19 protein-coding genes are annotated in these 18,423 nt (G+C 69.7%); 6 read left to right on the top strand and 13 right to left on the bottom strand.

Translation table 11 applies throughout. The features are described from left to right. Positions 1 to 18: 18 nt before the first annotated feature. Together ACWGIC_RS06630 and ACWGIC_RS06625 are read right to left on the bottom strand one after the other, a co-directional pair. Positions 19 to 201, bottom strand: coding sequence for a hypothetical protein (locus tag ACWGIC_RS06630; RefSeq protein ID WP_406640658.1), 183 nt, complete (start codon positions 199 to 201; stop codon positions 19 to 21). A 147-nt stretch (positions 202 to 348) separates the two neighbouring features. Continuing rightward, positions 349 to 1,488: a GuaB3 family IMP dehydrogenase-related protein gene (locus ACWGIC_RS06625; RefSeq protein ID WP_452074987.1), complete on the bottom strand. Its 1,140-nt coding sequence runs from the start codon at positions 1,486 to 1,488 to the stop codon at positions 349 to 351. A gap of 171 nt (positions 1,489 to 1,659) precedes the next feature. Here ACWGIC_RS06625 and ACWGIC_RS06620 point away from each other — a divergent pair, with 171 nt between their 5' ends. Then, positions 1,660 to 2,895 carry an MFS transporter gene (locus ACWGIC_RS06620; RefSeq protein WP_452074900.1) on the top strand — a complete coding sequence of 412 codons (1,236 nt, stop codon included), beginning with the start codon at positions 1,660 to 1,662 and terminating at the stop codon, positions 2,893 to 2,895. Here ACWGIC_RS06620 and ACWGIC_RS06615 read toward each other — a convergent pair. Both ACWGIC_RS06615 and guaB read right to left on the bottom strand, forming a co-directional pair. After that, the gene (locus ACWGIC_RS06615; protein WP_452074899.1) at positions 2,847 to 3,272 is read right to left on the bottom strand and encodes a DUF3574 domain-containing protein; all 426 of its coding nucleotides are present in this window, start codon (positions 3,270 to 3,272) and stop codon (positions 2,847 to 2,849) included. The two genes, ACWGIC_RS06620 and ACWGIC_RS06615, sit on opposite strands and share 49 nt — an antisense overlap. Before the next feature lie 79 nt (positions 3,273 to 3,351). Continuing rightward, a complete protein-coding gene (gene guaB, locus ACWGIC_RS06610) occupies positions 3,352 to 4,863 on the bottom strand; it encodes an IMP dehydrogenase (RefSeq protein WP_452074898.1) in 1,512 nt (503 codons plus the stop codon). A gap of 139 nt (positions 4,864 to 5,002) precedes the next feature. Here guaB and ACWGIC_RS06605 point away from each other — a divergent pair, with 139 nt between their 5' ends. Continuing rightward, the gene (locus ACWGIC_RS06605) at positions 5,003 to 5,398 is read left to right on the top strand and encodes a DUF5319 domain-containing protein (RefSeq protein ID WP_009072430.1); all 396 of its coding nucleotides are present in this window, start codon (positions 5,003 to 5,005) and stop codon (positions 5,396 to 5,398) included. A 114-nt stretch (positions 5,399 to 5,512) separates the two neighbouring features. Here the strand turns inward: ACWGIC_RS06605 and ACWGIC_RS06600 are convergent, their stop codons facing one another. The 4 genes from ACWGIC_RS06600 to ACWGIC_RS06585 all read right to left on the bottom strand — a co-directional run bounded on the left by ACWGIC_RS06600 (position 5,513) and on the right by ACWGIC_RS06585 (position 8,300). Continuing rightward, entirely contained in the window at positions 5,513 to 5,806 is a 294-nt protein-coding gene (locus tag ACWGIC_RS06600; protein ID WP_452074897.1) for a hypothetical protein, read from the bottom strand. A 64-nt stretch (positions 5,807 to 5,870) separates the two neighbouring features. Continuing rightward, positions 5,871 to 6,809, bottom strand: coding sequence for an anti-sigma-D factor RsdA (locus ACWGIC_RS06595; RefSeq protein WP_452074896.1), 939 nt, complete (start codon positions 6,807 to 6,809; stop codon positions 5,871 to 5,873). Beyond that, positions 6,810 to 7,382: a sigma-70 family RNA polymerase sigma factor gene (locus ACWGIC_RS06590; protein ID WP_009072423.1), complete on the bottom strand. Its 573-nt coding sequence runs from the start codon at positions 7,380 to 7,382 to the stop codon at positions 6,810 to 6,812. A gap of 321 nt (positions 7,383 to 7,703) precedes the next feature. Next, positions 7,704 to 8,300: a response regulator transcription factor gene (locus ACWGIC_RS06585; RefSeq protein WP_020662719.1), complete on the bottom strand. Its 597-nt coding sequence runs from the start codon at positions 8,298 to 8,300 to the stop codon at positions 7,704 to 7,706. A gap of 422 nt (positions 8,301 to 8,722) precedes the next feature. Between ACWGIC_RS06585 and ACWGIC_RS06580 the strand changes: the two genes are divergently transcribed. Next, the gene (locus ACWGIC_RS06580; protein ID WP_452074895.1) at positions 8,723 to 8,959 is read left to right on the top strand and encodes a hypothetical protein; all 237 of its coding nucleotides are present in this window, start codon (positions 8,723 to 8,725) and stop codon (positions 8,957 to 8,959) included. Between the two features lie 732 nt (positions 8,960 to 9,691). Here the strand turns inward: ACWGIC_RS06580 and ACWGIC_RS06575 are convergent. After that, on the bottom strand, positions 9,692 to 10,597 hold the full coding sequence (locus ACWGIC_RS06575; RefSeq protein WP_452074894.1) for a MerR family transcriptional regulator: 906 nt from the start codon (positions 10,595 to 10,597) through the stop codon (positions 9,692 to 9,694). 247 nt (positions 10,598 to 10,844) lie between these two features. Between ACWGIC_RS06575 and ACWGIC_RS06570 the strand changes: the two genes are divergently transcribed. After that, positions 10,845 to 11,147 (top strand): WhiB family transcriptional regulator, encoded by a 303-nt coding sequence (locus ACWGIC_RS06570; RefSeq protein ID WP_037816439.1) that lies wholly within the window; start codon positions 10,845 to 10,847, stop codon positions 11,145 to 11,147. A gap of 3 nt (positions 11,148 to 11,150) precedes the next feature. On the opposite strand, the gene ACWGIC_RS06565 is transcribed toward ACWGIC_RS06570, so the two are convergent. After that, a complete protein-coding gene (locus ACWGIC_RS06565) occupies positions 11,151 to 11,795 on the bottom strand; it encodes a TetR/AcrR family transcriptional regulator (RefSeq protein WP_452074893.1) in 645 nt (214 codons plus the stop codon). Positions 11,796 to 11,889: 94 nt separating this feature from the next. Between ACWGIC_RS06565 and ACWGIC_RS06560 the strand changes: the two genes are divergently transcribed. Continuing rightward, a complete protein-coding gene (locus tag ACWGIC_RS06560; RefSeq protein ID WP_452074892.1) occupies positions 11,890 to 12,630 on the top strand; it encodes an SDR family NAD(P)-dependent oxidoreductase in 741 nt (246 codons plus the stop codon). Between the two features lie 129 nt (positions 12,631 to 12,759). Here ACWGIC_RS06560 and groL read toward each other — a convergent pair whose 3' ends face one another. Both groL and groES read right to left on the bottom strand, forming a co-directional pair. Next, complete coding sequence (gene groL, locus ACWGIC_RS06555; protein WP_452074891.1) at positions 12,760 to 14,373, bottom strand: chaperonin GroEL; 1,614 nt, start codon at positions 14,371 to 14,373, stop codon at positions 12,760 to 12,762. 98 nt (positions 14,374 to 14,471) lie between these two features. Next, complete coding sequence (gene groES, locus ACWGIC_RS06550) at positions 14,472 to 14,765, bottom strand: co-chaperone GroES (RefSeq protein ID WP_009072407.1); 294 nt, start codon at positions 14,763 to 14,765, stop codon at positions 14,472 to 14,474. 349 nt (positions 14,766 to 15,114) lie between these two features. On the opposite strand from groES, the gene ACWGIC_RS06545 reads away from it, so the two are divergent. Continuing rightward, positions 15,115 to 17,037, top strand: coding sequence for an N-acetylmuramoyl-L-alanine amidase (locus ACWGIC_RS06545; protein ID WP_452074890.1), 1,923 nt, complete (start codon positions 15,115 to 15,117; stop codon positions 17,035 to 17,037). A 46-nt stretch (positions 17,038 to 17,083) separates the two neighbouring features. On the opposite strand, the gene ACWGIC_RS06540 is transcribed toward ACWGIC_RS06545, so the two are convergent. After that, positions 17,084 to 18,412: a glycosyltransferase gene (locus ACWGIC_RS06540; protein ID WP_452074986.1), complete on the bottom strand. Its 1,329-nt coding sequence runs from the start codon at positions 18,410 to 18,412 to the stop codon at positions 17,084 to 17,086. Between the last annotated feature and the right edge of the window lie 11 nt (positions 18,413 to 18,423).

Genomic DNA, 18,423 nt, shown 5'->3' with positions numbered 1-18,423 from the left:
AGTTACTGGCGAGTTACCTCAGCGGGTCTTGCGCCGGGGCGCGAATCGGAACAGTTCGCCGAGCGCCCGGATGATGGCGGGCCGTTCCGCCGGCTCCGTCCCGCGCAACGCCACGACCAGCGCGAGCAGCCGGATCAGCAGGCTGCCCACCACGATGCCGCCGAGCCACCAGGTCGACGCGGACTCCCCCAGCAGTGCCATCCGCCCACCCTTCCGGCGCGCCAAAGATAACGAAAGTATAACGGAACCTGGGTGCGAACGGTGCGCAAAAGTCTCCGACGTACGTGAAGGGCCCCTTGAGGGAATCTGATTCCCTCAAGGGGCCCTTCACGGCCGATCAGGCGAAGCTCAGCCGCGCACGGTGAGCCCGACGCGCTGGAACTCCTTCAGGTCCGAGTAACCCGTCTTCGCCATCGCGCGACGCAGCGCGCCGAACAGGTTCACCACGCCCTCCGCGTCCGAGGACGGACCGAACAGCAGCGTCTTCAGGTCCACCGCGTAGTCCGAGTCCGGCCCGGCCACCACGCGCGAACGCGGCAGCGACGGGTGCGCCGCGGCGGCGGTCCAGTACAGGCCCTGGCCCGGGGCGTCCGACGCGGTCGCCAGCGGGGCGCCGAGCATGACCGCGTCCGCGCCGCAGGCGATCGCCTTCGCGATGTCGCCGGACGTCGTCATGCCGCCGTCGGCGAGGACGTGCACGTAACGGCCGCCGGTCTCGTCCAGGTAGTCGCGACGGGCGGCGGCCGCGTCCACGATCGCCGTCGCCATCGGGGTGCCGATGCCGAGCACGCGGTCGGTGCTGGTGACGCCCTCGGTGGAGCCGTGGCCGACGATGACGCCCGCCGCGCCGGTGCGCATCAGGTGCATGGCCGTGCGGTAGTCGCTCACGCCGCCCGCGATCACCGGCACGTCGAGACGGCCGATGAACTCCTTGAGGTTGAGCGGTTCCGCGTCGCGCTGCACGTGCTCGGCGGAGATGATCGTGCCCTGCACGACCAGGATCTCGACGCCCGCGGCGATCAGGTCCGGCGTCAGCTCGGCGGCGTGCTGCGGGCTGACCCGCGCGGCCACCGTCACGCCGGATTCGCGGACCGTCTTGATCGCCTCGGTCAGCAGGTCGAGCCGGATCGGCGCGGCGTGCAGCTCCTGCAGCTCGCGCACGACCGCGGCCGGGTCGTCGCTGTCCTCGGCGGCGCGGACGAGGCGGAAGATCGCCTCCTCGACGTTGGCGTGCCGGGCCCACAGCCCCTCGGCGTTGAGCACGCCGAGGCCGCCCAGTTCGCCGATCGCCACCGCGGTTCCCGGCGACACGATCGCGTCCGTCGGGTGGGTGACCAGCGGCAGGTCGAACCGGTACGCGTCGATCTGCCAGGCAGTGGACACCACCGACGAGGACCGCGTGCGCCGCGACGGCACGATCTCCACGTCATCGAGGTCATACGCCCGCCGCGCGGTGCGGCCCATGCCGATCTCGACCAGATCCCGCACGTGATGTCCCTTCTCGCGCCTGACGCCTTCGTGGTCCATTGTCGCGAGTCGGCACGGGTGACCTGCGCACGGGGCCCCGTTGTGGTGGCGACAACCACCGGTTGTGCGCGCGGTTGTTTGCCACCGGCGCAGGCGGATGGTTGGCTCCCCCGCTGGACGAGGGGGACGGATTTGGCGCTGGGCAAGGACTTTCACCGGCTGTGGCTGGCGTACGCGGTCAGCATCGCGGGCACCTACTTCGCCCTCGACGCCTTCTCGATCATCGCGGTACGGGTGCTGCACAGCAGTGCCGCGCAGGTGTCGCTGCTGGCCGGAGCCGGGCTCGCGGCGGGCTCGCTGGCCGCCCTTCCGCTCGGCCCGTGGGTGGAATTCCGCCGGAAACGGCCGGTGCTGATCGCCATGGATCTCGTCCGGTTCGCCGCCCTGCTCACCCTGCTCCCGGCGTACCTGCTCGACGTGCTGACGTTCGCGCAGCTCGTGATCGTGTCCGTGGTCGCAGCGGCGGCGAACATCGCGTTCACCTCGGCGAGCGGCGCGTATCTGAAAGCGCTGGCGGCTGGTCCAGACCTGCTGACCGCCAACGGCCGCTTCGAAACCACCCTGTGGACCGCGACCGCGCTCGGCCCGCCAGCAGGCGGCGCGGCGATCGGGTTTTTCGGCCCGTTGGCCACCGTGCTCCTGGACGCGATCAGCTACCTGCTGTCGGCACTCTCGCTCTCGACCATCCGCACCCGAGAGCGCAAACCCGCCCGTCCCGCCGCCTTCCGCGCCACTGACCTCGTCGAAGGCTGGCGCTACCTCTTCCGGCACGCGCGGCTGCGGATGCTGTTCCTCAACAGCTGCGTGGTCAACGGCTTGATCATGGCCACCTCGCCGGTGCTGGCGGTGCTGCTCCTCGGCGAACTCGGGCTGCCGACCTGGCAGTACGGGCTCGCATTCGGCGTCCCGTGTCTCGGCGGCCTGGTCGGCTCGCGGCTCGCCCGCCGGCTGGTGCCGCGCTACGGCCAGGTGCGGCTGCTGCCGATCCTCGCCACGGTTCGGACGTTCTGGGTCGTGCTGCTGGCTTTCGTGCCGCCTGGGGTCGGCGGGCTGCTCTGGGTGATGGCGGTGGAGTTCGGCCTGATCGTCTGCGCGGCGGCGTACAGCACGGTCCTCGCGACATACCGGCTCGAGGAGACTGAAGACGGGTACGTGAGCCGGATGTTGTCCGCGTGGCGGATCAGCGGCAGCGCCAGCACGGCTGGGCTGACGCTGCTGTGGGGTTTGGTGGCGGCGTGGCTGGGCACGCGCGGCGCGCTGGGGCTGGCGGGCGCGTTGATGCTGGCGACGCCGTTGCTGCTGCTCGGGTGGAACCGCGCTCAGAACGAGACGCGCGCGGTGGAATCGGTGCGCAGCACGGATTCCTGATCGAACAGGTGCTTGTAGTCGGTGCGGATCTGTTCGAGGTCGTCGTTCGCGTGCTGGTTCGTCGGCGGGTACAGCACGACGAGCACGATCGAATGCTCCCGGACGACCGTGCCGGTGCCGGACCGCCATTGGCCGGTGCCTTCGAGCTGAGTGAAGCCGTCCGGGAAGCGCGGCGTGATGTCCTTCGCCGAGAAGTCCGCGAACTCCTTCTCGCTGACCTCGCCGCCGCCGGGCTTCGAGGTGCCGAAGTACAGCTCAGTGCGTTTCCACAGCGAACTGTCCGGCGAATCCGGAGTGGCCGCCGAAGCTGCCGCAGCGCCTCCGCCGAGCACCATCGCCGCGACCGCCGTCAGCACGAACCGTCGGGAAAACCGCATTCGCCCGCTCCCCTCGCCGTCACCTGGAGATCCAGTGTGGCGGGAGAAAGGAGCGGGCGAACAGGGCAGATCGGGTCGATCAGCGGGTCGTGTAGTTCGGGGCCTCGACCGTCATCGTGATGTCGTGCGGGTGGCTTTCCTTGAGCCCGGCCGCGGTGATCCGGACCAGCTGCGCCTCCTGCATCGCCGCGATCGTCTCCGCGCCCGCGTAGCCCATGCCCGCGCGCAGTCCGCCGACGAGCTGGTGGACGACGTTCGACAGCGGACCGCGGAACGGGATCCGGCCCTCGATGCCCTCCGGCACCAGCTTGTCCTCGTTGAGCACGTCGTCCTGGGCGTAGCGGTCCTTGGAGTACGACTTCCCCTGGCCGCGCGACTGCATGGCGCCGAGCGAGCCCATGCCGCGGTAGACCTTGAACTGCTTGCCGTTGACCAGGATCAGGTCGCCCGGCGATTCGGCGGTGCCGGCCAGCAGGCTGCCCAGCATGACCGACGACGCGCCAGCCGCGATGGCCTTCGCGATGTCGCCGGAGTACTGGATGCCGCCGTCTCCGATCACCGGGACGCCCGCCGGACGACAGGCCTGGTCCGCCTCGTAGATCGCGGAGATCTGCGGCACGCCCACGCCCGCGACGATGCGCGTGGTGCAGATCGAGCCCGGGCCGACGCCGACCTTCACGCCGTCCACGCCCGCGTCCACCAGCGCCTGCGCACCGGCCCGCGTGGCGACGTTGCCGCCGACGATGTCGACGGTGTCGCCCAGTTCCTTCTTCAGCAGCCGCACGGTGTCCACGACCGCGCGCGAGTGGCCGTGCGCCGTGTCGACCATCAGCACGTCCACGCCCGCCTCGGCCAGCGCCATCGCGCGCTTGTGCCCGTCCGGGCCCACGCCGACCGCCGCGCCGACGATGAGGCGGCCGTCCGGGTCCTTCGACGCCCGCGGGTACTGCTCGGTCTTCACGAAGTCCTTGACCGTGATCAGGCCGCGCAGCTTGCCCGCGCCGTCGACGATCGGCAGCTTCTCGATCTTGTGCCTGCGCAGCAGGCCGAGCGCGGCCTCCGCGGTGACGCCCACCTGAGCGGTCACCAGAGGCGGCTTGGTCATGACCTCGCTCACCAGCCGCGTGTGGTCGACCTCGAACCGCATGTCGCGGTTGGTGATGATGCCCACGAGCGCGCCGGAGGCGTCGGTGACCGGGACGCCGGAGATCCGGAACCGCGCGCACAGCGCGTCGACCTCGGCGAGCGTGTCGTCCGGGGCGCAGGTGACCGGGTCGGTGACCATGCCGGCCTCGGACCGCTTGACGACCTCTACCGCCGCCGCCTGCTCCTCGATCGGCAGGTTGCGCTGCAGCACACCCACGCCGCCCTGGCGGGCCATGGCGATCGCCATCCGCGCCTCGGTGACCGTGTCCATCGCTGCGGAGACCAGCGGAACGTTGAGCTTGATGTTGCGGGTGAGCCAGGTGCTCGTGTCCACCCCGCTGGGCACCACGTCCGATTCCGCCGGCAGCAGCAGCACGTCGTCGAAGGTCAAGCCGAGCATCGCGAACTTGCTGGGCACTGCGGGGGTGATGCTTTCGCTGGTCATGAGGGGCGAAGGGCCTTCCTGGCGGGAGTGGGCTGGAGTCGCGGGCAGCGGTGCCGGGCGTGGGCCGAGGGTGCTCAGGCCTTCCCCTCATGATATCCGGGCCGGGGTACTGGCCCGGGTGGGTGGCCCGGCGGGTAGCGTGCAGGCCGTGCCGCACGATGTGTTGCCCCCCGATCCGTTCGCGGACGACCCGGACGATCCGGCCCGGGCCATCCCCGACCCCGACGACCACCTGGAAGAGCCGATCAGCGCGGACGAGCGCACCGAGCTGCTGGCCGACCTGTCCGACCTCGCCGTGTACCAGGCTCTGCTGGAGCCTCGCGGGGTTCGCGGCATCGTGGTCGACTGCGGCGAGTGCGACGAACCCCACTATCACGACTGGACGCTGCTGCGCGCGAGTCTCGAACAGCTGCTGTCCGACGGCCGGATGCGCCCGCACGAGCCGGCCTTCGACCCGAACCCGACCGACTACGTGAGCTGGGACTACTGCCGCGGTTTCGCGGACGGGGTCACCGCGAACGAAAGCGCGTACTGACCGGTCCTGAACAGCCGGAAAAGAAGGTCCTGGTGAGATCGACCACCAGGACCTTCTTCGCGTGCGGTTGTCCACAGGATTTGTCCACAGGCAGCCTGTCCTGTGGGCAACCTGTCAATGACGGCGCTTCATACTCTCCGCCTGGGCGATCATCACCCGCTCGCTCAGGTTCGGCCACGGCGGCCGGTGCAGCACGGCCAGCGTCCCGAGTGCCGCCGCCACGAAGCCGGTGCACACGCCGATCAGCGCGATCCGGCCCTGATCGACCGCGGGCGTCCACGTCACGCCGTCCGCGTTGATCGTGTACAGCCCGACCGCGCGCCCCGGCCCGCCTCGACGACCTTGCCGCGTGACGGTGACCAGCACTGTCCCGCTGGCGGTCTCGAACGGCTCCCCGAAAACCAGCATCGCACCCTCCCCCGTTGAGACGAAAAAGGTCCCGGCACTGTGCGTGCCGGGACCTTCGCGAAACCTATGAGCCGCTGGTGTTCGGAGCCTGTGCCCCTTGCGACGACTCGTTGCGCGGGCTGCTGCCCGTGCCCGGGTCGTTCGGGGTGGCGCTCGGCGACGGCGGCGGCGAACTCGGCGTGGACGTGACCGGAGGAAGCGGCGTCGCCGAGGTGACCGGCGGCGGATTGGTGTGCCCGCCTCCGGTGCCCGGCAGCGACGTCGACTGGCCGGGCGGCTGCGCCGCGCTGCTGACCGGGTCGTGCGGCGGCGGAACCGCGGGCGGCGTGGACGACTTCTGGTCCGTGGGCGGGGCGGTCGGCTGGCCGAGCTGAGCGGCCAGTTCGCGGTGCTGCTGCAGAAGCTGGTTGCGGTTGTCCGCGTCGGTGACCTGGGTGAGCGCGGCCTGCGCGTCGGCGAGCGCGCGCCGGGCGTCCGCGAGCCGGTTGTCGGCCAGCGCCAGGTTCGCCTTCTCCAGGTCGAGCTTCGCCGCGGCGGCGGCCTCGACGGAGCGGGCGTGGTCGGCGTACAGCACCTTCGTGAGGCCCCACAGCGTGTCGCCGGGCTGGGCGTCCCGCGCGGCGAGCCCGGTGCCGGTGAAGGCGATGGCCGCGGCGGCGCAGGCGGCGGCCACCGGCACGAGATAGCGGCGACGGCGGCCGCGGTTCTGGTACTTGCGCGCCAGCGTGGCGGTCTTCACCGTGGTGACCGCGGTGTCGACGTCGACCAGCTCGGCGAGCGGCTCGCTGTCGATGTCGCGGCGCCACGCGAGCAGCAGCGCGTTCAGTTCCTGGTCTCCGAGCCCGTCGGCGACAGCCGGATCGGTCCCGCCGAGCGCGTCGAGCAGTGCGTCGTCGGCCTGGATGGCCGTAAGGTCGCCGTCGGCTTCCGCTTCGTACCCGGTCAGGCCGCTGGCCTGCGCGGAAGGTGACAGGTCTCTGTCCCGGTCTTCGCGATCGGTCACTCAGATCACCTCCTCGGCGGCAAGCACCTTGCGCAGCCGGGCGAGCGCCCGGTGCTGGGCGACGCGGACCGCGCCCGGCGTGGAACCGACGGCTTCCGCCGTCTCCTCCGCCGACAATCCGACCACGACCCGCAGAACAACGATTTCCCGCTGTTTGTCCGGCAGCACCTGCAACAACTGCGCCATCCGCTCGTTCAGCTCACCCTGCAGAGCGCGTTGCTCCGGGCCGACGCCGCCCTCGATCTCGTCGGGGATCTCGGCGACCGGCTCCGCCCGGTTGCGCGCCGCGGCGCGGTGCGCGTCGGCAACCTTGTGCTGGGCGATGCCGTAGACGAACGCCAGAAAGGGGCGCCCCTGGTCACGGTACGAAGGCAAGGCCGTAAGCACCGCGAGACACACCTCCTGCGCAACGTCGTCTGCCGAAGCGAACGAACGCTCCTGCCTGCCTACCCTGGCACGGCAATACCGCACCACAAGGGGACGAATGGCGGCCAGCAACCGCTCGACTGCCTGAGGGTCTCCCTCGACAGCGGCGGCGACCGGCTCGTCCAGTCCATCCCCCACAGTGGCCATCGCAGACAACAGTCCCAGCGTTACGTGTAGGCGTGCAAAGAATCCGGCGCGTGGTCGTCCCCGTCCTGCGCCGGTCACAGCTACCGTACCGTCGGAGTCCTACCAGACAACCGCCAGAGGTGGTGACCGGCGCGCCGGGCGCGGCCGGGCGGCGATTGTCGCAGGCAGACGGGGTGGGGCAGTGCCGTCACGCGGTGGGGACGCGGGCGGGGCACCCGAGCAGGGGCCAGGACAACAGGTACGGGCCAGGGCTTGCGCCCTGGCCCGTTCGTCACCGCGGGAATCGGATCGGAAGTCCCGTTTTGGCTTGCTCGGCCTCGGTCAGGACACGAGACCGCGGCGGAAGCCGTGCGCCACGGCCTGCGCGCGGTCGCGGACGCCGAGCTTGCGGAACAGCCGCCGCGCGTGCGTCTTGACCGTGTCCTCGGAGAGGTACAGCTCGCGGCCGATCTGGCCGTTGCTCTTGCCCTGGCTCATGCCGCGCAGGACCTGCAGCTCGCGCTCGGTGAGCTGCACGCCCGGGTCGGACGGCTGCCGCGGCGCGGGCACCGAGGTGCTGGCCAGGGTGTGCGCCAGCGCGGCGACCAGTTCGGGCCGCGAAGCGTCCCAGCGCAGGTAGCCGCGCGCTCCGCCGGCGATGGCGGCCGCGATGCTGCCCGCGTCGTCCGGGGCTCCGAAGACGATGACGTTCGCCTGGGGGTTCGCGGAGACGAGCCGGCGGGTGGCCTCGACGCCTGTCGGGACCGCGCGTTGCGTTCCGACCAGCACGACGTCGACCGGCTGACGGGTGTACCGGGCCAGCAGCTCGTCACCGTGCGCTACGCAGTCGATGCGACTGACCCCAGGCACCGCGGACATCACACGGGTGAGCCCTTCGCGGACACTGCGTCGGTCGTCGCAGATCAAGACCGTCGTCACGGGGTTTCCTTCCTGCAGCCGGGTGACATTCCACTTCCCCTATCGGACGCTTTAGTCCGAACCTTGACACGATCCGGTGGCTTTTTTTGAAGTTTCTTAGCCCGGATGCCGGAACGCCCGTTCCCGCAGGCCTACCCGGGTCCGACGGGCACCCACGGCGATTCGTGTGCGACGCGCATCACGCAAGGATCCGCGTGCCGTAACACTGCGTGCAACACCTGACGGCTCCTGAATCGATACTCCTCGGCCCGGTCGTGGTCGAGGTCAGCGGCGACCCGGGTGGCCACCCAGCTAAGTGAATCCAATTCATATTTTTCGGCGTCCTCGGCGGCTGCGACGACGAGTTCCCGCGCCCCGCTCTTTCCGGCGGCGAGCAGGGCGACACCGAGGACGATGCCGGACTTGACGATGTGTCGCCGAGCGTGACGACCGACGGCGGTCTCGTAGGCGAGGCGGGCCGGAGCGACGGCCGCTTCGGGCTGACCGTCGGCGAGTTCGATCTCGGCACCCACCCAGCCGCCCCGGACGGTCGCCCGCCAGCGACGGTCGGCCTGAGCGGCGCGGACAGCCAGGCGGCGGGCGGCGGAGATCCGGCCCAGGGCGAGGTTGTCGGCGGCCAGGCCGAGGAGGGCGTCGGCTCGGGCGCCTTGGAGGTCTAGTCCGCAGGGGCCCTCGGTGGCGGTGCTGGGCGTTGCGGGGTGCGCTTGGGCTGGATCGGAGCCGGGAGGGCGCGAACCAGTGGGGGCGGCTCGGCGGCTGGTGTTTGGGGTGGCTGGGCTTGTGGCGGCTTGGCCTGGTCCGGCATCAGACGGATTGGAGGCAGCCGAAGCCGAGGCAGCAACGGTCCTGCCGCCGCCCGAGCCGCCAGCAGCCCCGGAGCCAGTCGAAGCCGAACCAGAACCTGCCGAGCCCAAGCCCGCCGAAACCGAACCAGCACCACCCGAGGCCAAGCCCGCCGAAGCCGAGCCAGCACCGACCCCGCCGCCACCCAAGCCGCCAGCCGCCCCGCGACTGCCCTCCCCCGGTTCCGCCTCCGGACGCCCCGCCCCCAGGCCCGCCGCCCCGGAACCGCTCCCCCGCAGCTCCGCCACCCCGCGCAGCCCAACAGCCAGCAACGCCTCCCCGTCCAGCTTCCGCGCCGCCACGTGCCCGCCCAACTGCCGCCGATGCGACGCGAGCGTGCTCGCCGCCAACGACGCCATCAGCGGATCCCGGCCGCGCCGAAGCGGGTCAAGCAAGTCCGCAGCCGCCGCGTACCGGCCGCGGGCGCCCAGCACGATCGCCGCCAGGAGGCGTTGCCTTGGCGAGCCGTCGCGAGGTATCGAGTCCGCCGACCCGGCATCCGGGCCAAACGCGAGGGCCGCCAGCGCTTCTTCGTCCACCCGACCTTTCTAGCGTGGAGCACCGACAAGAACGTGCTCCACGCGGTCAGCCGCGGCGGAAAGATCCGCCAGCAGCTCGACCTTCGGCGGCAACAGCGCCGGATCCCAGCCGGGACCGCAAGCAAACAGCCGGGTCCGCTGCCGTCCGCGAGACACGCGTGCGAAAAGCCGGGGGTCGGCGTGCGCGCGATTCGCCCACAACACCACCGCGGCAGGCGCGCTTCGCCGGACAGCTACCGCCAGCACTTCTTGTGGCAGCGCGATGCCGAAGAGCTGCGCGCCGATCCGTCGCCCCGCGAGAGCCGCCGCGAGGGCGTACACCGGCATGTTGTCCCGTTCGTCCGGTACGCACGCGAGAAGGACGGGCCGTTGGTTGCGAGGCTCATCGAGGACTGGCGTCGCGCGCACTAATGCCGCGTACACGCACTCAGCGAGCAGGTACTCCACTTCCGCACCCGCGTGCACGCCTCGCCACCGCGCGCCAAGCGCAGTAAGGACTGGGTCAATCACGCCAGACCACGCCTGAAGCACGCCTAGCTCGCTGATGGCGTCGACGAGCATTCGCTGCACCGCGCCGACGTCCATCGCCAACGCAGCAGTGCTCAGCCGGCGCGCGAGTCGCGAAGGGACTTCGACGTCGTCAGCCGCCGCCTTCGCTTCCGTCGCTTCGACAGGCTCAGCAGGCGCTGGCACAAAGTCCGCGCGCGGCATCTGCTCTAACGCGTACTGCGCGGCCTCCGCGGTTGAAGCGCCGCGAAGGAGCGCGCGCTGCATAAGTTCGAGACGGCCGATGTCAGAGCTGCCGTAGCGGCGGTGTCTGCCGTCGGTGTGGCGACTGGGACCGAGGCCGTAGCGGCGGTCCCAAGTACGCAGGGTGGACGGCGCGACACCGAGCCGACGGGCGACCGAGGCCACCGGCAGGGTGGGTTCTCCATCGCCTGATCCGGATCCCACCCGGTCAATATCCTGCCCGCTCGCGGTCCCGGCAACCCGAGCCAAAAGCCCTGCTCACACATCTGGGGGATGCCTAACGGCTGAATCGCCGCAGATCTATTGAACAACTATTGGCGCGCTTCTAACGTTACCGCCGTTGCACCGAATGGAGTATCGGCACCACAGCAGAGCAGCTAATGGCATCGACCGGATGACGGAGGCGGTCAGGATGGCAGACACGCGCAGGCTCCCCGGCCCCAACGCAGACATGTGGGACTGGCAGCTGGAGGGGTCGTGCCGGGGGATGGACAGCGGATCCTTCTTCCACCCGGACGGAGAGCGGGGACCGGCGAGGGCGCGCCGCGAGGCCAGGGCCAAGGCGATCTGCCTGTCGTGCCCGGTGCTGGAGATGTGCCGCAAGCACGCGCTCGCCGTGCACGAGCCCTACGGCATCTGGGGCGGACTGTCCGAATCGGAACGAGACCACATCATCAAACAGGACAAACGCGCGTTGACCATGGCGCACATCTGACTTTCATCCCGGCGCGGAAGGGGCGGTGTCCATAGTGGACACTGCCCCTCCGCCGTTTTCGGGCCACAGCGAGAGCGCCAGGTCGATCACGGTCATCATCGAATCGAGACCGACCCCGTCGCGGGCCTGCAAGGTCAGTCCATAAAAGACGGTCGAATAAAGCGCGCCGAGCGCCTCGGTGTCCACAGTGTCCGTGAGGTCGCCTTCTTCCACGCCGCGACGAAGGCGCGCACTAAGCTTGCGTCGCACCTCGTCGCGCGAAGCAGCGAGAAACTCCCATACGGACGCGTTAGCTGGCGTGCAATTGGTAGCCGCCAGAACCACCATGCAGCCCTTGGGGCGACCTGGTTCGACGTACGCGCAAGCGTTGTTGCGAAGCATCGCTTCGACCGCCGCGCGCGCAGTGGGCTCTTCGGTCAACGCGCGCATCGTGTACTGCCCGTACGCAGATTGGTAGTGCTCGATCGCTTCGCGGAACAGTGCTTCCTTGTCCCCGAAGGCCGCGTACAGACTCGGCGGCTTGATCCCCATCGCCTCAGTCAGCTCCGCTAGCGACGCGCCTTCGTAGCCGCGCTCCCAGAACACGAACATGGCCTGGGTGAGCGCGTGCTCGCGATCGAACGCGCGCGGGCGGCCGCGGGGTGACATGGACCACCTTCTTTAGTGAGCGTTACAGAAGTCTTGACCCAGCCCATCGTACGCGGCTATTTATGTAGTCATCACTACAGAAAGAGGTGGGGGCATGGGCACCCTGGACGGCAAGGTCGCGCTGGTCACCGGCGGAAGTCGCGGGATCGGGGCGGCGATCGCACTCCGGCTGGCCGAGGACGGCGCGGACGTCGCGATCACCTACGAACGCGCCGCGGACCGCGCGGCGGACGTGGTCGCGGCCATCGAAAAACTCGGCCGCCGCGGCCTCGCCCTGCAGGCGGACGTCGCGGACGCGGACGCCGTGACCAGCGTGGTCGACCAGACCGCGGCCGAACTGGGCGGACTGGACGTGCTGGTGAACAACGCCGGGGTGTTCCCGTCGGCGCCGGTCGACGAACTGACGCCGGAGACGATCGACCGCACGCTGGCGATCCACGTGAAGGCCCCGCTGGTCGCGGCCCGGGCAGCAGTGCGGCACATGAAGCAAGGCGGCCGGATCGTGTCGATCGGCAGCGATCTGGCGGAGCGTTCGCCGTTCGTCGGGTTGAGCCTGTACTCCGCGAGCAAGTCGGCGCTGGTCGGGATGACCAAGGGCCTGGCGCGAGACCTGGGGGCGCGCGGGATCACGGCGATGGTGGTCCACCCGGGTTCGACGGACACCGAGATGAACCCGGCCGACGGCCCGCACTCCGGTGACCAGCTGGCCCATATCGCGTTGGGGCACTACGGAAATCCGGCGGACATCGCGGCGGCGGTGGCGTATCTGGCCGGACCGGACGGCCGGTACCTGACGGGGACGTCGATCACGGTGGACGGCGGGTTCACCGCCTGATCGTCTTGCGCACGAAAGCCGCGGCGTTGGAGCCGCGGCTTTCGGTTTTTCGCTGCACCGCAACAAAAAACGGGGCGGCACTCCCCGAAGGGAATGCCGCCCCGCTGAAAACGCGGGAACGAGCCAGCGTCAGTGCGAGTGCCCGTGGCCAGCGGCCTCCGGCTCCTCCTCGACCGGCTTCTCGACCACGGAGCTTTCCGTGGTGAGCACCAGCCGGGCGATCGACGCCGCGTTCGCGACGGCCGAGCGCGTCACCTTGACCGGGTCGACGATGCCGCCCGCGATCAGGTCGGTCAGTTCGCCGGTGGCGGCGTTGAAGCCCTGGCCCCAGCCCTGCTCCTGGACCTTGTTCACGATGACCGCGCCCTCGTGGCCCGCGTTCGTCGCGATCCAGAACAGCGGGGCGGTGAGCGCGTCGCGGACGATGCGCACGCCGGTGGCCTCGTCGCCTGTCAGGCCGAGGTCGCCCTCAAGTTCCTTGACCGCGTGCACCAGCGCCGAGCCGCCGCCGGGCAGGATGCCCTCTTCGACGGCCGCCTTGGTCGAAGCCACGGCGTCCTCGATGCGGTGCTTGCGCTCGTTCAGCTCGGTCTCGGTGGCCGCGCCGACCTTGATCACGGCCACGCCGCCGCCGAGCTTCGCGAGCCGCTCCTGCAGCTTTTCGCGGTCCCAGTCGGAGTCGGTGGTCTCGATCTCCTTGCGGATCTGCGCGGTCCGCGCGGCGATGGCGTCCTTGGTGCCCGCGCCGTCGACGATCGTCGTGTCGTCCTTGGTGACGACGACCCGGCGGGCCTTGCCCAGCGAGCCGAGGTCGACCTCGGACAGCTTGCGGCCGATCTCCGCGGAGATGACCTCGCCGCCGGTGACGACGGCCAGGTCGTCCAGGAACGCCTTGCGGCGGTCGCCGAAGAACGGGGCCTTGACCGCGACCGCGGTGATCGTCTTGCGCAGCGAGTTCACCACGAGGGTGGACAGCGCCTCGCCGTCGACGTCCTCGGCGATGATGAGCAGCGGCTTCTTCGCCTCGACGACCTTCTCCAGCACCGGGAGCAGGTCGGCCAGCGCCGAGATCTTCTCGCGGTGCAGCAGGATGTAGGCGTCCTCGAGGATCGCCTTCTGGTCCTCCGGGTTGGTCGCGAAGTGCGCCGACAGGAAGCCCTTGTCGAACTGGACGCCCTCGGTGATCACGAGGTCGGTCGCCAGCGTGGACGACTCCTCGATGGTGATCACGCCGTCCTCGCCCACGCGCTCGACGGCCTCGCCGAGCAGCGCGCCGATCGTCGCGTCACGCGAGGTGACGGTGCCGACCTGGGCGATGTTGTCGCGGCCCTTGACCGGGGTGGCCTTGGCCTTGAGGACCTCGACGACCTTCTCCGCGGCCGCCTCGATGCCCTTGCCGACCGCGGTCGGGTTGGCGCCGGCGGCGACGTTGCGCAGGCCGTGCTTGACCAGCGACTGGGCCAGCACCGTGGCGGTGGTGGTTCCGTCGCCGGCGACGTCGTTGGTCTTGGTGGCGACGCTCTTCGCGAGCTGCGCACCGAGGTTCTCGAACGGGTCGTCGAGTTCGATCTCCCGCGCGACGGTGACGCCGTCGAGGGTGATCGTCGGGCCGCCGAACTTCTTGTCGAGAACGACGTGGCGACCGCGCGGGCCGAGGGTGACCTTGACCGCGTCGGCGAGCTTGTTCACCCCGCGCTCGAGCGCGCGACGAGCGTCCTCGTCGAAACTGATCTGCTTGGGCATAACGCTTTCCGCTTACCTTTCGGTTGTCGTGCGACGCAAAACGCCCCGCACCCCGGCATGAGCGGGGCCCGGGGCGTCCTTGCGCTGCGAGTGACGCGTCAGTTGATGACGGCCAGCACGTCGCGGGCGGAGAGGATCAGGTAGTCCTCGCCGTTGTACTTGACCTCGGTGCCGCCGTACTTGGAGTAGATGACGACGTCGCCCACAGCCACGTCCAGCGGAACGCGGTTGCCCTTGTCGTCGATGCGGCCCGGGCCCACGGCCAGAACCTTGCCCTCCTGGGGCTTCTCCTTGGCGGTGTCGGGGATGACGAGGCCGGAAGCGGTCGTCTCCTCGGCCTCGCTCGTCTGGACAACGATCTTGTCCTCGAGCGGCTTGATGTTCACGCTCACCGGGTTGACCTCCACGGTCGTCGAAAGCGTCGGCATGATGACTGGTTACGGCTCATACCACCCCCGCCGTCGCGGGTGCCGGGGCGTGTCCGGGCCGTTCGATTAGCACTCTAGCCATGTGAGTGCCAGCTTCGCAAGGAGGGTCCGTCGGACCTGGCGATCCGCCGGACGGAAGCCGTTGACCGGCCCGTTTGTTCCAAGGTGCCGCGCGTGCGCCCCGACCAGGCGACTGGCGGCCAGGGCACCGCTGTGTGCCCGATCTGCCCCATCCGGCGGAAAAACCCCACCAACTGCCCGCGGCTCCTGGTTGGATCCGCACAGACAGGAATCTCACACCTGGAGTCCTCCTATGCCCCGCTCACTCCCGTGGCGCCTGGCCGCTGCCACCACCGGGCTGCTGGCACTGGCCGCGATCGCGGTCAGCGTCCCGGCCTCCGCCCAACCGGCCAACGAGTCCCGCCAGCGCGCCTTCGCCGACGCCGCCTCCGAATTCGGCGTCCCGGTGGACGTCCTGCTGGCCGTCTCGTACCTCGAATCCCGCTGGGACACTCATTCCGGCGCTCCCAGCACCGCCGCCGGCTACGGCCCGATGCACCTCACCGACGTCCGCACCGCCGGCCTGCGCACCAGCGAATTCGACAACCCCGACGAAGACCCCCGCGGCGACGACTCCCGGCCGACCCTGCGCCTGCGGCCGCTCGAAGCCCCAGCTCCCCCGTCCGGCAGCCAAACCCTCGACAAGGCCGCCGAGCTACTGCACACCGACGCAGCGAAGCTCCGTACAGACGCCGAAGCGAACATCCGCGGCGGCGCGGCGCTACTCGCCGAGTACCAACGAGAGCTAGGCGTCGAGAGCGACAGCGCGAAGGACTGGTACGGAGCCGTCGCGCGCTACAGCGGTTCCGAAGACGTCACCGGCGCACGCACTTTCGCCGACGAAGTCTTCGCCACCCTCAACAGCGGCGTCGCGCGTACCACCGACGACGGCCAGGCGGTCAAACTCGCCGCGGCCTCCGGCGTCACCCCGGACCGCACCCAAGCGGACCGGCTCGGCCTGCGTGCCGGGAAACCGCCGGCTACCGAGTGTCCGAGGTCGATGTCCTGCGAATCGGTGCCCGCGCCGTTCCAGAAGATCGGCGACAGCTACGGCAACTACGACAAGGCCGACCGGCCGCGCGATCAGAAGATCGACTACATCGTCATCCACGACACCGAGGGCGCCTGGGACTCGGTGCTGAAGCAGGCCCAGACGCCGGGCCAGACCGCGTGGCACTACACGGTCCGTTCCTCGGACGGCCAGGTCGCCCAACACGTGGCGACCAAGGATGTCGGCTGGCACGCCGGGAACTGGTACGTGAACGAAAAATCCCTCGGCGTCGAGCACGAGGGCTTCGCCGCACAGGGCACCTGGTTCACCGAGGCGCTGTACCGCCAGTCCGCGAAGCTCGTGCGCTACCTCGCCCACCGCTTCGGCGTCCCGCTGGACCGGGCGCACATCCTCGGCCACGACAACGTGCCTGGCCCGAACGCGGACAAGATCAAGAGCATGCACTGGGATCCGGGCCCGTACTGGGACTGGGCGCACTACTTCGACCTGCTCGGCACCCCGCTGCGGCACGACGGCGACCCGGATTCCGGCCTGGTCCTGATCGCGCCGGAGTTCTCCGCCAACCGTCCGGCGTTCACCGGCTGCGACAAGATCGGGTCCGGAAACCCTTGCCCGGAGCGGGGTTCCGGGTCCGTCGTGCTGCACACCGAGCCGAGCGAGTCCGCGCCGCTGCTGTCCGATGTGGGCATGCACGGGCCTAATCCGTCCACAATGGACGTCTCGGATATCGGCAGCCGCGTCGCCACCGGCCAGAAGTACGCCGTCGCGGACACCCGCGGCGACTGGACCGCGATCTGGTATCTCGGCCAGAAGGGCTGGTTCCGCAACCCGGCCGACGCGCCCGCCGCGTATCCGGCCGACGGATTCGTCGCGACTCCCAAGGAGGGCAAGGCGACCATTCCGGTCTACGGCAGCGCGTACCCGGAGGCCGGGGCCTACCCGAAGGACGTTCCTGTACAGGAACTCAAGCCGTTGCCGTATCAGCTCAGCGCGGGCCAGAAGTACTCCGTCGGCGGGCTGACCGGCTCGGAGTACTACTCGGCGTCCTTCGACGTCGCGACCAACAAGGTCGTGAAGGGCAAGGCGAAGTACGTGGAAATCCAGCTCGGCCACCGCGTTGCGTACGTCAGCCGCGAGGACGTCGACCTCGAACCGGCGTCCTGACCGCAGCTCGCTGAATGCCCGGGCCGGAAGCTTCCGGCCCGGGCATTCACGCGTCCAGGGCCACCTTCACGCCAGCGCTGGCTTCGGTGTTGCGCCGGGTTTTGGCCCAGCCGTTGCGACCGCGCACCAGCCGGAACAGCGCGCGCCAGGACGTGATGTAGAAGGTGTAGATGTAGGCCGCGTACAACAGGCCCATGCCGAGACCGCGAAAGATGTTCTTGCTGCGCAAGCATTTCATCTGGTAGATCGGGCCCCAGACGACGAACGGCAGCAGTCCGAACGAACCGTAGATCGCGAAGAGAATCCAAGCGCCGCCGGTGAACCACGTCCACACCTGACCCGGATCGCCCGCGGTCGTCACGAGAAGCATGATGAACGGCACCGGGTACAGCAGCGAGCCGAGCAACTGCATCCACGGCTGCGCCAGGTAGTACATCATCTCCGCGGCGCCCAAAGTGGACAGATGCGGCGAGTCCCAGATCCGGCGCAGATACCGCATGCACTGCATGGTCCCCTGACCCCAGCGCGTGCGTTGCACCAAGAACCGGCGGAGGCTGTACAGACCTTCTTGCGCCACATGCGAATCCGGAGTGAACCCGGTGCGCCAGCCCGCGGTGAGCAGGTGCACGCCGAGTTCGAAGTCCTCCAGCAGCGAACCCCGCCACGGGGCCAGCTCCTCGCCCGCGATGGAGTCCAATGCGGACAGCCGGGTGAACTGTCCGTTGCCGCCCATGGAGATCGTGCCGGTGAAGCCGCGCGACGTCTGGATCGCCGCGATCGCGGTGCGGAACTCCAGGTCTTGCAACTGGGCGAGCTTGAGCCCGAAGGCGCGAGAGAACCACGTGCGCCCGGGCGGACGGCTGCGGGCGTTGCTCATCCGGACGTCGAGCTGGACGGCGCCGACGGTTTCGTCGCCGAACAGGTGATCCGCCGCGCACACTTCGAGACAGTTGGGCGCCGGGCGGCCGTCCGCGTCGACCACCACGACCACCACCCGGTCCCGATCCGCGTTGGGACCGAGCCATTTGTCCAGCTCGCGGTACGCGGCGTTGAGCGCGTCCCCTTTGCCCGTACGCGCTTCCGGCCGCTGGCGGGCGACCAGGTGCAGGTTCGCGTCGTAACCGCCGTTGCGCCGCCACACTGAGCGCACGACGCGGGCGGTGCGGTCGTCGGAGTCGTCGTCCACGACCCACACGTGCGCGCGACGGAAGGTGCTGCGCAGGTACTTCACCGTCTCGCGGATCACCACCTCCTCGTCGCGACAGGGAACGAAGAAGTGCCAGGAGAAGTCGGCCGGATCGCCGACCGGAGCGGGTTTGCGGCGCAAGTACGGCACGACGATCGCCACGACGTACACGAGGAACGCGACGCTCATGGTGAGCGCGA

Source organism: Amycolatopsis sp. NPDC054798 (assembly GCF_053611505.1).
This window is presented reverse-complemented; position numbering and strand designations above follow the sequence as displayed.